The 16,110-nt window shown below is 71.2% G+C and carries 15 protein-coding genes; 10 read left to right on the top strand and 5 right to left on the bottom strand.

The features are described 5' to 3' along the window. Positions 1-240: 240 nt before the first annotated feature. Together ACIBST_RS08590 and ACIBST_RS08585 are read right to left on the bottom strand one after the other, a co-directional pair. Positions 241-1,434: a winged helix-turn-helix domain-containing protein gene (locus ACIBST_RS08590; protein ID WP_397170221.1), complete on the bottom strand. Its 1,194-nt coding sequence runs from the start codon at positions 1,432-1,434 to the stop codon at positions 241-243. 461 nt (positions 1,435-1,895) lie between these two features. Continuing rightward, the gene (locus tag ACIBST_RS08585; RefSeq protein WP_397170219.1) at positions 1,896-2,156 is read right to left on the bottom strand and encodes an HGxxPAAW family protein; all 261 of its coding nucleotides are present in this window, start codon (positions 2,154-2,156) and stop codon (positions 1,896-1,898) included. A gap of 224 nt (positions 2,157-2,380) precedes the next feature. Here ACIBST_RS08585 and secA point away from each other — a divergent pair, with 224 nt between their 5' ends. Continuing rightward, complete coding sequence (gene secA, locus ACIBST_RS08580; RefSeq protein WP_397170217.1) at positions 2,381-5,170, top strand: preprotein translocase subunit SecA; 2,790 nt, start codon at positions 2,381-2,383, stop codon at positions 5,168-5,170. A gap of 103 nt (positions 5,171-5,273) precedes the next feature. Here secA and ACIBST_RS08575 read toward each other — a convergent pair whose 3' ends face one another. The 3 genes from ACIBST_RS08575 to ACIBST_RS08565 all read right to left on the bottom strand — a co-directional run bounded on the left by ACIBST_RS08575 (position 5,274) and on the right by ACIBST_RS08565 (position 8,754). After that, positions 5,274-6,548 (bottom strand): PTS transporter subunit EIIC, encoded by a 1,275-nt coding sequence (locus ACIBST_RS08575; protein WP_397170215.1) that lies wholly within the window; start codon positions 6,546-6,548, stop codon positions 5,274-5,276. A gap of 79 nt (positions 6,549-6,627) precedes the next feature. Further along, the gene (locus ACIBST_RS08570) at positions 6,628-7,944 is read right to left on the bottom strand and encodes a PTS transporter subunit EIIC (protein ID WP_358282778.1); all 1,317 of its coding nucleotides are present in this window, start codon (positions 7,942-7,944) and stop codon (positions 6,628-6,630) included. Between the two features lie 69 nt (positions 7,945-8,013). Beyond that, entirely contained in the window at positions 8,014-8,754 is a 741-nt protein-coding gene (locus ACIBST_RS08565) for a GntR family transcriptional regulator (RefSeq protein WP_357703032.1), read from the bottom strand. 177 nt (positions 8,755-8,931) lie between these two features. Here ACIBST_RS08565 and ACIBST_RS08560 point away from each other — a divergent pair, with 177 nt between their 5' ends. The 9 genes from ACIBST_RS08560 (at position 8,932) to ACIBST_RS08520 (ending at position 16,095) form a co-directional block, all read left to right on the top strand. Continuing rightward, entirely contained in the window at positions 8,932-9,966 is a 1,035-nt protein-coding gene (locus ACIBST_RS08560) for an SIS domain-containing protein (protein ID WP_352321673.1), read from the top strand. 51 nt (positions 9,967-10,017) lie between these two features. Then, complete coding sequence (locus tag ACIBST_RS08555; RefSeq protein ID WP_352349299.1) at positions 10,018-10,254, top strand: PTS glucose/sucrose transporter subunit IIB; 237 nt, start codon at positions 10,018-10,020, stop codon at positions 10,252-10,254. Between the two features lie 10 nt (positions 10,255-10,264). Then, positions 10,265-10,711: a PTS glucose transporter subunit IIA gene (locus ACIBST_RS08550; RefSeq protein ID WP_397170214.1), complete on the top strand. Its 447-nt coding sequence runs from the start codon at positions 10,265-10,267 to the stop codon at positions 10,709-10,711. A 180-nt stretch (positions 10,712-10,891) separates the two neighbouring features. Continuing rightward, positions 10,892-11,155, top strand: a complete 264-nt coding sequence (locus ACIBST_RS08545) for an HPr family phosphocarrier protein (RefSeq protein ID WP_352321677.1) — start codon at positions 10,892-10,894, stop codon at positions 11,153-11,155. Beyond that, on the top strand, positions 11,152-12,816 hold the full coding sequence (ptsP, locus tag ACIBST_RS08540) for a phosphoenolpyruvate--protein phosphotransferase (protein WP_397170212.1): 1,665 nt from the start codon (positions 11,152-11,154) through the stop codon (positions 12,814-12,816). The genes ACIBST_RS08545 and ptsP overlap by 4 nt, the downstream gene beginning before the upstream one ends. Before the next feature lie 59 nt (positions 12,817-12,875). Next, positions 12,876-14,186 carry a glycoside hydrolase family 3 protein gene (locus ACIBST_RS08535; RefSeq protein ID WP_397170210.1) on the top strand — a complete coding sequence of 437 codons (1,311 nt, stop codon included), beginning with the start codon at positions 12,876-12,878 and terminating at the stop codon, positions 14,184-14,186. Positions 14,187-14,245: 59 nt separating this feature from the next. Continuing rightward, positions 14,246-14,893 (top strand): HAD family hydrolase, encoded by a 648-nt coding sequence (locus ACIBST_RS08530; RefSeq protein WP_397170209.1) that lies wholly within the window; start codon positions 14,246-14,248, stop codon positions 14,891-14,893. Positions 14,894-14,924: 31 nt separating this feature from the next. Next, positions 14,925-15,434, top strand: a complete 510-nt coding sequence (locus ACIBST_RS08525; protein ID WP_357990569.1) for a DUF6912 family protein — start codon at positions 14,925-14,927, stop codon at positions 15,432-15,434. A 34-nt stretch (positions 15,435-15,468) separates the two neighbouring features. Beyond that, the gene (locus tag ACIBST_RS08520; protein ID WP_397170208.1) at positions 15,469-16,095 is read left to right on the top strand and encodes an HAD family hydrolase; all 627 of its coding nucleotides are present in this window, start codon (positions 15,469-15,471) and stop codon (positions 16,093-16,095) included. Positions 16,096-16,110: the final 15 nt, after the last annotated feature.

Raw genomic sequence — 16,110 nt, 5'->3', positions numbered from 1 at the left:
CGTGACGGCGCCGCCGGCCGCGCCTCCTGACCGCGTGACGGCGCCGCCGGTCGCGCGATCACGTGACTGTGGCGCGGGCTCGTGCAGAGCTTGCCGGTCGCGCGCCTGAACCCGCCCTTCAGGTTCCTCGGGTTCCTCGGGGCTTTCAGGAACGGTGGCTCGGCGTGATCGCCGTCCCTCGTCCCCTGTTCCCCATATCTGGCGGTGGCGGGCGCGGCCGTGGTGCCGGCCCGCCTGGGGCTACGGCCGGGGCCCGGTCAGGAGGTGGGCGAGCTCCGGAGGGTCGGTGCGTTCGACGCGGACGGCGTCGCAGCCCACCCAGTCGGCGGCCGACCACAGGGCGTCGCGCAGGGCGTCGGCCCACTTGGCCGGGGACAGGCCGGGCTCCAGATGGACCTGACGGGCGACCAGGGTGGTGCCCTCACGGGCCGGGTCGACCCGGCCGATCAGACGGCCCCCGGCCAGCACCGGCATCGTGAAGTAGCCGTGGACGCGCTTCTCCTTGGGCACGTAGAGCTCAAGCTGGTACTTGAAGCCGAAGACGCGCTCGGTGCGGCCGCGGTGCCAGATCAGGGAGTCGAACGGCGACAGCAGCGTCGTGCGGTGGCGGCCGCGCGGCTCGGACTCCAGCGCCTGCGGATCGGCCCACGCGTTGGCCTGGCCCCTCTTCGCCGGCCAGCCCGCCACCTGGACCGGCACCAGCCCGGCGGCGCCGCTGAGCAGGGCCTGGTCGAGCATCGCCGCGTACTTGCCCTTGAGCCGCAGGAAGTCGAGCAGGTCGGTACGGTTGGCCACCCCGAGCGACCGGCCCGCGATGGCGGCCAGCAGGACGACGCACTCCTCGTCAGGCAGGTCGTCGGCCAGCAGGTCGGCGGGCACGACGCGCTCGGTCAGGTCGTAGACGCGGCGCCAGCCGACGCGGCGCACGCAGGTGATCTCGCCGATGTCGAGCAGCCACTCCAGCCCGATCTTGGAGTCGGACCAGTCCCACCACGGGCCGCCGTTCTTGGCGCCGCCGACGTCGGACGTGGTGAGCGGGCCCGAGTCGCGCACCTGCTGCAGCAGCTTGTCGACGCTGTCGGGCACCTCGTGCCAGCGGTAGCGGCGGTCGCGGTAGGCGCGGCGCCGGAAGGCGTAGAGCGGCCAGTGCTCGATGGGCAGGATGCAGGCGGCGTGACACCAGTATTCGAAGCTCTGGGCGGGATCGTGCCAGTAGGCGCGCTCGACCGTGGGCCTGCCCACCGCGCCCAGGCGCGCGTAGGCGACCAGCTCGTGGGAGCGGGCCAGGACGGAGATCGTGTCGAGCTGTACGGCGCCGAGCCGGCGAAGCATGCCGCGCACCCCGCCCTTGCGCGCGTCGGCGCCGATGAGCCCCTGGGCGCGCAGGATGACCCGGCGCGCCTCGTCGGCGGTCAGGTCGGTCACGTTCGTCATGCGGCGAACCCCGGGCGGCGTTGGGGGACGGTAGAGCTATCCATGCGAGGAATTTAGCGGCGCCCACCGACAGAATCGGCCCGCCCGGTACGTCCGCAGGCGGAGCGGGGCACGCGGCGGAGCGGGGCACGCGGCGCGGCGGTGCAGGCGGCGGCAGCGAGGGGCAGGCCGGGCGGAGCGAGGGGCACGGGCAGGCGGGCACGCGCGCAGGCCGGGCCGGGGCTACGGACAGGACGTCTGGGCCGGGGCTACGGACAGGACGTCCGGGCCGGGGCTACGGACAGGACGTCCGGGCCGGGGCTACGGACAGGAGGTCCGGGGCCGGGGTGAGCGGGCCGGGGGCGACACGCCGATGTACCGGGGTTGGGGAATTGGATGCCGAGAACAAAGAGTCCCGGAGGGGGCCGGGCATGGGAACGGCGGGCGCCCGATCCGTCGGGGCCCGCCGTGCGCCGGGTGGGTCAGCGGTGGTCTTCGGCGCGCATGCCGACGCGCGGCGCGTCGATCACCACGTCCGTGAAGATGTCGAAGACGAGGGCGAGGATGCCGCCGACGACGAACACACCGGCGCCGACCCAGACCAGCGTCCAGTTGTCGGCCGTCAGCCCGAAGCCGGCCACGATGGTGCCCACCACCATGACAGTCACGGCCAGCCACGAGGAGGCGCGCCCGCCGTGGCTGCCGAGATTCTCCGTGTGCTCGGACTTCTTCCCCTCAACCATGACTAATCCTTCCTTTGCCGGATATCCCGCTATTGGTGCGAACCGGCGCTCAACCGGCATACCCTCTGCCTTGGCCCCATTCTCCCAGACGTGTCCGGCGCCCTCGTCGTCACGGTGGCTGTGTCTGGTTGCGGAACCGCCTACGATGGCAACCGGGGAAGTTTGTCTCGGCCTCTCCTCCTGGCGGCGCCGCCGGGGTAGACCTGCGAGGAGCTTTACATAAAGTGGCAGCCATTCTCGACAAGATCCTACGTGCCGGCGAAGGCAAGACTCTGCGCAAGCTCAAGCGGATCGCCGATCAGGTCAACTCCATCGAGGACGACTTCACGAGCCTGTCCGACGCGGAGTTGCGCGCGCTGACCGACGAGTTCAAGCAGCGTTACGCCGACGGCGAGAGCCTCGACGACCTGCTTCCCGAGGCGTTCGCGACCGTCCGCGAGGCGGCCCGCCGCGTGCTCGGCCAGCGGCACTTCGACGTGCAGATCATGGGCGGCGCCAACCTCCACCTCGGCAACATCTCCGAGATGCGCACCGGTGAGGGCAAGACCCTGACCTGTACGTTGCCCGCCTATCTCAACGCCCTGTCCGGCAAGGGCGTCCACGTGGTCACGGTCAACGACTACCTGGCCAAGCGCGACGCCGAGACCATGGGCCGCGTGCACCGCTTCCTCGGGCTGGAGGTCGGCTGCATCGTCTCCGGGCAGGCGCCCGACGAGCGTCGCAAGCAGTACGAGGCCGACATCACATACGGCACCAACAACGAGTTCGGCTTCGACTACCTCCGCGACAACATGGCGTGGTCGCTGGAGGAGTGCGTCCAGCGCGGCCACAACTTCGCCGTCGTCGACGAGGTCGACTCGATCCTCATCGACGAGGCCCGCACCCCGCTGATCATCTCCGGCCCCGGCGAGCAGTCGGGCAAGTGGTACAGCGAGTTCGCCAAGATCGTTCCGCGGCTGCGCAAGGGCGTCGAGGCGAAGAACCCGGGCGAGGAGAGCACCGGCGACTACATCGTCGACGAGAAGAAGCGCACGGTCGGCATCCTGGAGGCCGGCGTCGAGAAGGTCGAGGACTGGCTCGGCATCGACAACCTCTACAAGCCCGAGCACACCCACCTGGTCGGCTTCCTGAACAACGCGCTCAAGGCGAAAGAGCTGTTCAAGAAGGACAAGGACTACATCGTCGCCGACGGCGAGGTGCTCATCGTCGACGAGTTCACCGGCCGCGTGCTGCACGGCCGGCGCTACAACGAGGGCATGCACCAGGCCATCGAGGCCAAGGAAGGCGTGAAGATCAAGGACGAGAACCAGACTCTCGCCACGGTCACCCTCCAGAACTACTTCCGCCTCTACGCCAAGCTGTCCGGCATGACCGGCACGGCCGCCACCGAGGCCAACGAGTTCCACCAGACGTACAAGCTGGGCGTCGTCCCGATCCCGACCAACCGGCCGATGGTCCGCAAGGACCAGCCGGACGTCGTCTACAAGACCGAGGACGCCAAGTTCAACGCGGTCGTCGAGGACATCAAGGAGCGTTACGAGGCCGGCCAGCCGGTCCTCGTGGGCACCACGTCGGTGGAGAAGTCCGAGCGGCTGTCCAAGGCGCTCAAGCGGCGCGGCGTGCCGCACGAGGTGCTCAACGCGAAGAACCACGCGCGTGAGGCGTCGATCATCGCCGAGGCGGGCCGCAAGGGCGCCGTCACCGTCGCCACGAACATGGCCGGTCGAGGCACCGACATCATGCTCGGCGGCAACTCCGAGTTCCGCGCCGACCTGGAGCTGCGCCAGCGCGGCCTCGACCCGGTCGAGACGCCGGAGGAGTACGAGAAGGCCTACCCCGAGGCGCTGGAGAAGGCCAGGGCGGCCGTCAAGGCCGAGCACGACGAGGTCACCCAGCTCGGCGGCCTCTACGTGCTGGGCACCGAGCGGCACGAGTCGCGCCGCATCGACAACCAGCTCCGCGGCCGTTCCGGCCGTCAGGGCGACCCCGGCGAGTCGCGCTTCTACCTCTCGCTCGGCGACGACCTCATGCGCCTGTTCAACGCGGCCAGGGTCGAGCTGATCATGAACAGGCTGAGCATCCCCGACGACCAGCCGATCGAGTCGGGCATCGTCTCCAAGGCCATCGCCTCCGCCCAGCACCAGGTCGAGCAGCAGAACTTCGAGATCCGCAAGGAAGTTCTGAAGTACGACGAGGTCATGAACCGGCAGCGCAAGGTGATCTACTCCGAGCGCCGCCGCGTGCTGGAGGGCGCCGACCTGCACGAGCAGGTGCGCGGCTTCATCGGCGACGTGATCAACGGCTACGTCGCGGGCGCCACCTCCGAGGGCTTCGCCGAGGAGTGGGACCTCGACCGGCTGTGGAAGGCGTTCGGCGAGCTCTACCCGGTCACGGTCACCATCGACAACCTCGTCGAGGAGGCCGGCAGCCGCGAGGAGCTGACCGCCGAGTTCATCTCCGAGAAGATCAAGGCCGACGCCCTGGAGGCGTACGCCAGGCGCGAGGAGCAGCTCGGGGCCGAGGCCACGCGCAACTTCGAGCGTCAGGTCATCCTGTCGGTGCTCGACCGCAAGTGGCGCGAGCACCTCTACGAGATGGACTACCTGCGCGAGGGCATCGGCATGCGGGCCTACGCGCAGAAGGACCCGCAGATCGAGTACCAGCGCGAGGGCTTCGAGATGTTCTCCGCGATGCTGGAGGGCATCAAGGAGGACTCCGTCGGCTTCCTGTTCAACCTCGAGGTCGAGGTGCAGGAGAACCCGATCGTCGAGGAGGAGGACGCCGCGGTCACCGAAACGCGGTCGATCATCTCCACCGCCCTGCGCGCGCCGCAGCGCCCGGCCGAGCTCGAATACTCCGCCCCCGGCGAGCAGGGCGACGTCGAGCACACGCGGGTGCGCACCACGTCGGCCGAGCGGGCCGCGTACGGGAACGTCGAGCGCAACGCGCCCTGCCCCTGCGGGTCGGGCAAGAAGTACAAGCGCTGCCACGGCGACCCGAAGAACGCCGTCTGACCCGCTGAGGCGGGTCTGAGCGGGCCCCCGTCCCCCCTGCGCGAGCAGGGAGGACGGGGGCTTCGTCGTTCACGCGGGGGTTTCGTCGTGCGCGTGGGGGCGGCTAGGGCGGCGGCGGGGCGGGGGGTTCGTGGCCGGGGGTGGGGATGTTCAGGCGGCGGATCAGGAACGCGAAGATCAGATAATAGAGAACGAAATACAGCAGCCCGAAGCCGATGATCAGCCCGAGCCGGTGGGTGTTCGATTTGCTGGCGTTCAGCAGCATGTCTATGGCCCCGCCGGAGAAGGTGAAGCCGAGCCGCGCGCCCGATTCCGCCATGAGGGCCATCGACAGCCCGGTCAGCAGGGCGTGCACCACGAAAAGCACCGGCGCGACGAAAATGAAGGCGAATTCCAGCGGCTCGGTTATGCCGGTGATGAATGCCGTCAGCCCGGCCGACAGCATGATGCCGCCCACGGACTTGCGGCGTTCCGGCGGAGCCGCCCGCCACATGGCGATGGCGGCCCCGAGCAGCCCGAACATCATGACGGGGAAGAAGCCGGTCATGAAGATGCCGGCGCCCTGCTCGCCGGCGAAGTAGCAGTTCAGGTCGCCGGCGGCGTTCCGGGTGGCGCCGTTCACGCCGGCGTGGCATTCGGGCAGGGTGAACCAGACGATGGTGTTGAGGAAGTGGTGCAGGCCGACGGGGATCAGCAGCCGGTTGGCCACGCCGTAGATGCCGGTGCCCGCGGTGCCGTGGGCCGAGAGCCAGTCGCCGACGCCGGACAGCCAGTCGCCCACCGGCCGCCAGGCCAGCCCGAACACGACGCCGAGCAGCAGGGCGGCGACGGCGGTGATGATCGGGACCGAGCGGCGCCCGCCGAAGAAGGCCAGCCACGGCGGCGGCTTCAGCCGGTAGAAACGCTGCCAGAGCAGGGCCGCGGTGATGCCGATCACGATGCCGCCGAGCACGCCGGTGGGGTTCTGGGCCCCCAGGTTGAGCATCGGCCCCTGCGGCGTGGTGACGACGACCTTGTCGTAGACCGCGCCGTGGCCCGCGTCGTAGAAGAGCGTGCGGCTGACGCGGTCGAACACCAGGTAGCCGACCAGGGCGGCGAGGGCGGTGGAGCCGTCGGACTTGCGCGCGAACCCGATCGCGACGCCGATCGCGAACAGGACGGGCAGGTTGTCGAACAGGGCGCCGCCGGCCGCCGCCAGGACGTTGGCGACGGGCAGCATCCAGGGCAGGAGGCCGCCGAGGCCGTCCTTGCCGAGCAGGTCGTCCTGGCCGAAGCGGAAGAGCAGGCCGGCGGCGGGCAGCACGGCGATGGGCATCATGAGCGAGCGGCCGATACGCTGCAGCACCGCGAACGTCGCCGACCAGGGCGACGCGCCCATGGTCCTCACCCCCGCTCGGTGGTCCGTCAGCGGGGGAATGCCAGGTTCCTACCACGGCGGGCGTGGCGGAAAACGGCCGCTAGGTCTCGCCGGAGTCGAGGTCGGGCTCGGGTTCCCGGCCCGGCGTCATGATGTCGAACCTGCGGATGAGGAAGGTGAAGACGACGTAGTACACCACGCCGTAGATCAGGCCGAGCAGCAGGATGCCGGGCAGGTTCTGGGTGTTGGACTTGCTGGCGTTCAGCAGCATGTCGAGCAGGCCCGCGGAGAAGCCGAAGCCGAGCTGCCCGCCGATGAGCGTGGTGAGCGCCATCGCCAGGCCGGTCAGGACGGCGTGCGCGACCAGCAGCGCGGGCGCGACGAAGATGAACGCGAACTCGATCGGCTCGGTGATGCCGGTGACGAACGAGGCCAGCCCGGCCGAGAGCATGATGCCGCCCACCGTGGCCCGGCGGTGCGGCGGCGCGGCCCGCCACATGGCCAAGGCGGCGGCGGGCAGGGCGAACATCATGACGGGGAAGAAGCCGGCCATGAACTGGCCGGAGTGCGGGGCGCCGCCGAAGTAGCAGTTCCAGTCGCCGCCCAGCACGTGACCGCCCACCTCGCACTGCGGCACGACGTACCAGACGACCGAGTTCACGAAGTGGTGCAGGCCGAGCGGGATGAGCAGCCGGTTGATCAGGCCGTAGATGCCGGTGCCGATCGGGCCGATGGCGGCCAGGGCCTCGCCGGCGTGCCGGATCCACTCGCCGAGCACCGGCCAGAGCCAGCCGAACAGCACGCCGAGGAGCAGCGCGACGATGGAGGTGATGATCGGGACGAACCGGCGTCCGCCGAAGAAGGCCAGCCACGGCGGCAGCTTGATGCGGTGGAAGCGCTGCCACAGCAGGGCGGTGACCAGGCCCATCACGATGCCGCCGAGCACCTTGGTGGGGTTCTGCATGCCGTAGTTGATGACCTCTTTGATGCCCTGGTCCTGGACCTGGCGGATGGCCACGGTGTCGCGGATGTCGGAGCCGAAGAACATCACCTTGGTCACCCGGTCGAACACCAGGTAGCCGACGACGGCCGCCAGCGCCGTGGTGCCGTCGGCCTTGCGGGCGAAGCCGATGGCCACGCCCACCGCGAACAGCAGCGGCAGGTTCTGGAACAGCGCGTCCCCGGCGGCGGCCAGCACCTCGGCGACCTGGCTCATCCACGCGAACCCGGGCACGTCGGCCAGGCCGCCGGGGGCCGGGCCGTTGGAGCCCAGCATGTCGGGCTGCCCGAACCGGAAGAGCAGCGCGGCCGCGGGCAGGGCCGCGATGGGCAGCATCAGCGAGCGGCCCAGCCGCTGGAGCACGTTCATCACGCGTGCGAACGGCGAAGGCCGGGCGGCGGCGGTGGTCTCGTTCACCGGGCGTTCCTCCGGGGGGTGGGAGTCAGGCGTCCGCCGGGCAGGCCGTCCGGGCCCGGCGGAGTGGCCCTAGCCCCGTCTAACGGGCATTTCGAGGATGGTCCGCAGCTGATAGCGGTCAGCGCGGTAGGTGGACACGCCGAGCTCCGCGCAGACGCCGCCGGAGAAGGACCTGCGCTGGAGCAGCAGCACGGCGCCGCCGCGCGGCAGCTTCAGCAGGTCGGCGTCGCTCGGGTCGGCGATGCCGCCGTCAATGGTGAGCTCGCCGGCGTCCATGACCAGCCCGTAGCGGCTCTCCAGCAGCTCGTACAGCGATTTGTCCGACAGGTCATAGTCGGCCAGGTCGGGGGCGAGCTTGACCGGGATGTGTGCCCGTTCGATGGACAGCGGCTCGCCGTCGGCCGTGCGCAGGCGTTCGATGAAGTGCACTTCCTCACCCGGCTGGATCCCCAGCTCCTTGGCCAGGTGAGCGCTGGCCCGCACGATGCGGCGGTCGAGGTCGCGCGAGCCCGGGATCATCCCGCGCGCCCTCATGTCGTCGGTGAACGACGTGAGCTGCAACGCCAGCTCGATCTTGGGCCTGGCCACGAACGTGCCCTTGCCCGGCACGCGGTGCAGGCGGCCCTCGGAGACCAGGTGGTCGACGGCCTGCCGTACGGTCATCCTGGACAGGCCGAAGCGCTGGCAGAGCTCGCGCTCGGACGGGATGGCCGCGCCGATGCTGAGCTCGTTGCTGTCAATGAGGTCCAGCAGGATCTCGCGAAGCTGGAAGTACTTGGGCACCGGGCTATCCGGATCGATGTGCGCCACGGATCCTCCCCTCGATCGGCAAAGAAGAAATCTGGATCTGGTGGTGCGGCAGTCTATGGGCAGATTTCTTGTTTGGTGGCCATGGGCTATGGTTCGTACTGGTCTAGTCCGGACTAGACCACATGTCGCGAAAGACGGTCAAGTCCGACACCGTATGAATCGAGGGATGAGCTCAGGATGACCACCAAGATGCGCAGTGAGATCGCCGAGCAGCCGGAAGCGCTGCGGGCCACGCTCGACGCCCTGCTCCCCAGGGTGGGCGAGGTGAAGGCGGTGGGCGAGCAGACTCGCCAGCTGCTGTTCATCGCGCGTGGAACCTCCGACAACGCCGCAGTCTACGGCCGCTACCTGGTCGAGTCCCACGCGGGCCGGATGGGCGCGCTGGCGGCGCCGTCCATCGCGACGACCTACCGGCGCAAGCTCGACCTCGACGGCGTGCTGGCCGTCGCGATCTCCCAGTCGGGCCGTACGGAGGAGATCGTCGAGACCCTGGCCTGGGCCAAGGACTGCGGCGCGAAGACGGTCGGCATCACCAACGGCGGCGAGGACAGCCCGCTCGCCCAGGCGGCCGACGTCGCGCTGTGCACGCTGGCCGGCGAGGAGAAGGCCGTCCCGGCGACCAAGACCTACACCACGCAGCTCGCCGCGCTGGCCGTGCTCGCGCTGGGCCTGGGCGCCGACGTGGACGCCGAGGACCTGCGCCGGGTGCCCGACGCGGTCGAGAAGCTGATCGCCGAGCCGGGCGACCTGGACGCGGTCGTCGAGGGGCTGCTGGACAAGCCGGGCGTGGTCGTGTCCGGACGCGGGCTCGCCTTCTCCACGGCCCTGGAGACCGCGCTCAAGCTCAAGGAGGCCTGCTACCTGCACGCCATGGGCCTGTCCTACGCCGACCTGCTGCACGGCCCGATCGCCGTGGTCGACGCCGACACGCCGGCGCTGCTGGTGGCCGCCGAGAACAGCCCCACGCTGTCCGGCACGGTGGCCCTGGCCGAGCGGGTCGTGGCGGCGGGCGCGGCGGCGTACACGATCGGCGGCGGCGACGCGCTCGCGCAGGCCGGCACGGCCGCGCTGAACGGCCCCGACCTGCCCGAATGGGTGGCGCCGATGGGCCTGATCATCCCCGGCCAGCTTCTCACCGAGGCGCTGGCCCGGCGCCTCGGCATCGACCCCGACTCGCCGCGCGGCCTCAACAAGGTCACGCAGACGGACTGAGCGAGGCGCCTCGTTTAGCCTGGTCACGGAGTTGGAACGAGGGAGGACCGGATGGCGGCGGATGTGAATGCGATCATCGCCGGTCTCGGCGGTGCCGACAACATCATCGAGATCGAGCCCTGCATCACCCGGTTGCGCACCGAAGTGCACGACGCGTCCAAGGTCGACCAGGCCGCGCTCAAGGCGGCGGGGGCGCACGGCGTGATGGCCGCGGGGAACGTGGTCCAGGTCGTCGTGGGGCCCGAGGCGGACACGATCGCCAGCGACATCGAGGACATCATCGGCTAAGGGCGAGACCATGACGACTGTTCTCGCCCCGGTCGAGGGGGCGGCTGTGGGGTTGGCCGCCGTGCCCGATCCGGTTTTCTCCGCGGGCATGGTGGGACCGGGAACGGCGATCGACCCGCTGCGGGGGCCCGGCAAGGCCGTAGCCCCCATAGCGGGAAAAATTATGAAACTGCATCCGCATGCCTACGTCATCGTGGGGGACGACGGCAGGGGCGTGCTGGTGCACCTGGGCATCGACACGGTCCAGCTCAAGGGGAAGGGGTTCCAGCTGCTGGCGGCCGAGGGCGACAGGGTCAGCGCGGGGCAGCCCGTGGTGGCGTGGGACCCGTCCGTCGTCGAGGCCGGCGGACGGTCCCCGGTCTGCCCCGTCGTGGCCCTGGACGCCCTCTCGGAGTCGGTGACCGGCATCGTCCAGGGGGCGGTGCGCGTGGGGGACGAGCTGTTCACATGGAGGTAGACAGCGTCGGCGCGGTCCCCGAGACCGGCGTGCGACGCCTCAGCGGCACGGTCGTACCGGCAGAAGACGTCACAATAGGCATGCCCCCAGCCATGTCGGCGCCCGGCCCGACCGCGAGCGGCCGGCCGCCGTTCACGCAAGGGTCCAGCTGGTCTGGACCGGGTACAGAAGGAGAGGCTCATGGGTGAGCGCAAGGTCACGGTCGCGGCGGAGGTGGGTCTGCACGCCCGTCCCGCGGCGACGTTCGTGAAACGGGCCCAGCTGGCCCCGATGGACATCAGCGTCGCCAAGGCCAGCGGCGGCGGGGCCCCGGTCAACGGCAAGAGCATCCTCGCCATCATGGCGCTCGACGTCCGGCAGGGCGAGACCGTCGTGATCACGGCGGAGGGCGACGGCTCCGAGGAGATCCTGGACGAACTGGCCACGATCGCCGGAGCGCCATGAACCTGCGGGGGGTTGGGGTCAGCCCGGGAATCGGGCACGGCCCCGCGTACGTTCTGACCGCCTCTGTGCCCGAACCCCCCGAGGGCAGCACCTACACCGGTGAGGCGGAGCAGGAGAAGGAGCGGGCCTCGGCCGCGCTCTCACAGGTCGCGGGCGAGCTCGAGTCCCGCGGCAACCAGGCGGGCGGCGAGGCCGGCGAGATCCTCAAGGCCCAGGCGCTGATGGCCGAGGACCCCGGTCTGGTGGTGAAGGTCAGGACCCTCATCGACCGGGGCCTCGCCGCTCCCCGTGCGGTCTTCGAGGCGTTCACGAAGTACCGGGACGTGCTCAGCGGGGCCGGCGGCTACCTGGGCGAGCGGGCCGCCGACCTCGACGACATCAGGGACCGGGTGATCGCCCTGCTGACCGGGCACTCCCTGCCGGGCCTGCCGGCCGCGCCGGAGGTGCCGTACGTGCTGGTCGCGACCGACCTGGCGCCCGCCGACACGGCCCTGCTGTCCAAGCGGGACGTGGCCGGGTTCGTCACCGAGCAGGGCGGGCCCACGAGCCACACCGCGATCATGGCGCGGGCGATGGGCGTGCCCGCCGTGGTCGCCTGCCCGGGGGCGACCGGCATCCCCGCCGGCGTCCCCGTCCTGGTGGACGGCACGACGGGCGAGGTGAGCGTGGAGCCGTCCGACGACCACGTGGCCGGGGCGCGGGACGCGGCGGCGGCGAAGCAGGCGGCGATCGGCGCGGCCAAGGGGCCGGGCCGGACCGCCGACGGCCACGCGGTGCCGCTGCTGGCCAACGTCGCCGGGCCCGCCGAGCTGGAGGAGGCGCTGGCCGCCGGGGCGGAGGGCGTCGGGCTCTACCGCACCGAGTTCCTCTTCCTCGACCGGGCCGAGGCCCCCGCCGTCGAGGAGCAGCAGCGCGCCTACCGGGCGGCGCTGGAGGCCGTGCCCGGCGCCACCGTGGTCGTGCGCACGCTCGACGCGGGCGCCGACAAGCCGCTGCGGTTCCTGCCCGCACCCGCCGAGCCGAACCCGGCGCTGGGGGAGCGCGGGCTGCGCCTGTTCAGGCGCTTCCCCGAGGTGATGGACGCGCAGTTGCGCGCGCTGGCGGCGGCGGCCGAGGGCGCGCCGGCCGAGCTGCTGGTGATGGCGCCCATGGTGGCCACGGCCGAGGAGGCCAGGTGGTTCGCCGACGCCTGCCGGGCGCGCGGGCTGTCCAAGGTGGGCGTCATGATCGAGATCCCGTCGGCGGCGCTGCGGGCCGGGCAGCTCGCCGGGGTGGTGGACTTCGTCTCGCTCGGCACGAACGATCTGGCCCAGTACGCCTTCGCCGCCGACCGCCAGCTCGGCACGGTGAGCGGGCTCCAGGACCCGTGGCAGCCGGCGCTGCTCGACCTGATCGCCATGTCCTGCGGACACGGCAAGCCGGTGGGCATCTGCGGTGAGGCCGCCGCCGACCCGGCTCTGGCGTGCGTGCTGGTCGGGCTGGGGGCGACGACCCTGTCGATGGGGGCGGGGGCGCTGGCGGCCGTACGGGCGGCGCTGGCCGCGCACACGCTGGAGCAGTGCACCCTGGCGGCGCGCAACGCGCGGGCCCAGGTCACGGCGGCGAACGCGCGCGCGGTCGCGCGCACCCACCTGCCGGGGCTCGCGGCGCTGGGGGTGTGAGCGGGCCTTTTCCGGGTCGCGGGACTCGTCCGGGCCGCGGCATGGATACCTTGGAAGGCATGTTCAGACGGATCGGCCCGGCAGGGCTCCTGGTGTTGGCGCTCACCGCGTGCGGCGGCGGCGCCGGCGCCCCGGCGAGCGCGGCCCCGGCGGGCGACGGGGCCACCCCCGCCACCCCCGCCACCGCCACGGCCGGCACGACGCCCCAGAGCCCGCCCCAGGCCGAGTCCGACCCGGTGCTGCGGGCGCTGCGGCGGCTGACGGTGGAGGAGAAGGTCGGCCAGCTCTTCATGCCCGTCCTGTACGGCACCGCGGCCGACACCGTCTCCGGCGAGAACCAGGCCCGCTACGGCGCCCAGACCCCGGCCAAGGTGATCGCCCGCTACCACCTGGGCGGCGTGATCCTCTTCCCGGCGAACGTCAAGTCGACGGCCCAGGTGGTCCGGCTCACCAACGGCCTGCAGGAGGCGTCGAAGAAGGTCCCGCTGCTGGTCGGCACCGACCAGGAGAACGGCCTGGTCTCCCGCATGTCCGCGCTGATGACCGACTTCCCCGGCGCGGCCGAGATCGGCGCCACGAAGGACCCGGCGAACTCCAGGGCCGTGGCCAGGGCGACCGGCGAGGAGCTGCGGGCGCTCGGGGTCAACCTCGACTTCGCGCCCGTCGCCGACGTCAACGTCAACCCGCGGAACCCGGTCATCGGCAGGCGGGCCTACGGCGACGACCCGTCCGCGGTGGCGAAGATGGTCGCGGCGGCGGTCAAGGGCTTCGGCGACGCCAAGGTGGCGGCCACGGCCAAACACTTCCCGGGCCACGGCGACACCTCCGTCGACAGCCACACCGGCCTGCCGGTGATCAAGCACACCATGGCCCAGTGGGAGAGGATCGACGCGCCGCCGTTCAGGGCCGCCGTCGGCGCCGGGGTCGATGCCGTGATGAGCGCCCACATCGTCTTCCCCAAGCTCGACCCGTCGGGCGACCCGGCGACGCTGTCCAAGCCCATCCTGACCGGCCTGCTGCGGCAGAAGCTCGGCTTCAAGGGCGTGATCTCCACCGACGCGCTCAACATGGAGGGCGTGCGCAAGAAGTACGGCGACGGCGAGGTGGCGGTGCGCGCCGTGCTGGCCGGGGCCGACCTGCTGCTCATGCCGTACGACCTGGGCAAGGCGTACCAGGCGGTGCTGGCGGCGGTGAAATCGGGACGCATCTCCGAGGACCGCCTCGACCAGTCGGTCGTCCGGCTGCTCAGGCTCAAGCAGAAGAGGGGCCTGCTGCCGGCGGCGCCCGTCGCGTCCGCGCAGCAGGCGGCCGGCGTGCTGCGCTCGCCCGAGCACCGCAGGCTGGCCGCCAAGGTGCGGGCCGCGGGGTAGGCGCGAAAGCCGATTCGCGGGGTTCTATCCTAGAACCGGATTCGAGCGAGGAGGCGGTCGTGGTCGCAGGGGTGCTCATCGACTGGGGTGGCGTGCTCACGACCAGCCTGACCGACTCCATCGCCCGGTGGCTCGCGGCCGACCGGATCGACGCCGAGCACTACCGTTCGGTGATGCGCGAGCTGGTCGACCACGCCTACCGGGGCGGCGAGGGACAGAACGTCGTGCACGCGCTCGAACGCGGCGAGCTCGACGGCCCGGCCTTCGAGCGCGACCTGGCCGCGCGGCTGCTCACCCTGGACGGCGTGCCGCCGGTGGCCGAGGGGCTGCTGGAGCGCATGTTCGCGGGCTTCGAACGGGTTGACGCCATGTACGACATGCTCCGCGACGTACGGAAAAATGGTGTTAAGACGTGTTTGTTGTCTAACTCCTGGTCTAACACCTACCCCCGCCACGAATGGGACGGCCTCTTCGACGCGGTCGTGATCTCCGGCGAGGTCGGCATGCGCAAGCCCGAGGAGCGCATCTTCCGCCACGCCCTCGACCAGGTCGGGCTGCCCGGCGAGCAGTGCGTCTTCATCGACGACATCGAGGCCAACATCGTGGCCGCCCGCGCGCTCGGCATCACCGGCATCCACCACCGCGACGCCGACACGACCCTCACAGAGCTGGAGACCGTACTCCGGCTCACGCTGCGCCGGGCATGATGGTGCCCTTGCGATTTCGGAAAGGTTCGTGATGCGCGTCTATCTGCCGTGCACCCTCCCCGCCCTCGCCCGCGCGGTCGAGGCGGGGGAGCTGGGTCCGGCCCCCCTGACCGGTTACGCGGTGACCCCCGCGCTGACCGAGTGGTACGCCTCGGGCGACACCGAGGAACTGGAGTACGTCGCGCTGACCGAGGCGGCCCGCGCCTCGCTGCGCATGCTGGCCGCCGACCGCGCCGACGGCGTGGCCGCCGCGCACCGGCGGGTGGTGGTGGCCGCCGAGGTGCCCGACGGGTCGGTCTCGGCCGGCGTCGACCTGGAGGAGCGGGCCCGCGTGCGCCTGGCCGCGGCCGTCCCGATGGCGAAGGTGGCCGCGGTGCACGTCGACGACCACGACGCCGTCGGCGACATCGAGGCCGCCGTCGAGGCGCTGCCCGCCGCCGACGACGGCGACGACGACGCCCGCTTCACGGTCGACGGCGCCGAGGCCCACGAGCTCATGTGGTACGCCACCCAGGAGATCCCGGACCTGCTCGGGTCATAGGATCGTCACACCTGTCGAATAAGCTTGATGGGACATGACAAAACACATCATCTGGGATTGGAACGGGACGCTCTTCCACGACGTCGAGGCCGTCGTCGGCGCCACCAACGCCCTGTTCAAGCCGTACGCGCTGCCTGAGCTGACCGCCGACGGGTTCCGCGCGGTCTACACCCGCCCCATCTGGGTCGCCTACGAGCGGCTGCTCGGCAGGCCGCTGGCCGAGGGGGAGTGGGAGCTGCTGGACGACGGGTTCCACGAGCACTACTTCAGGCTCAGCGCCGCCTGCGGGCTGGCCCCCGACGCCGAGGTGGTGCTCGGCGGCTGGGCCGGCACCCAGTCGCTGTGCTCGATGGCCCCCCACGCCCATCTCGTGCCGATCGTCGAGTCCTTCGGCATCACCCGGCACTTCACCCGGATCGACGGGCTGGTCGGCGTCACGGGCGGCGAGAAGGCCGTGCACATGACCGCCCACATCCAGGCCCTCGACCTCGACCCAGGCGAGGTCCTGGTGATCGGCGACAGCGTCGACGACGGGCTCGCCGCGCGGCACGTGGGGGCGCGGGCGGTGCTCTACACCGGCGGCATGACCACGCGGGCCGAGCTGGAGGGCACCGGCCTGCCCGTGGTGGACACGCTCGCCCAGGCGCTTCAGTACGCCTGAGGGGGATATGCCGGA

The sequence above is a fragment of the Nonomuraea sp. NPDC049684 genome (assembly GCF_044465345.1).
Taxonomy (GTDB): Bacteria; Actinomycetota; Actinomycetes; order Streptosporangiales; family Streptosporangiaceae; genus Nonomuraea.
The sequence above is the reverse complement of the archived record's forward strand: the minus strand, read 5'-3'. Positions and strand labels throughout refer to the sequence as shown.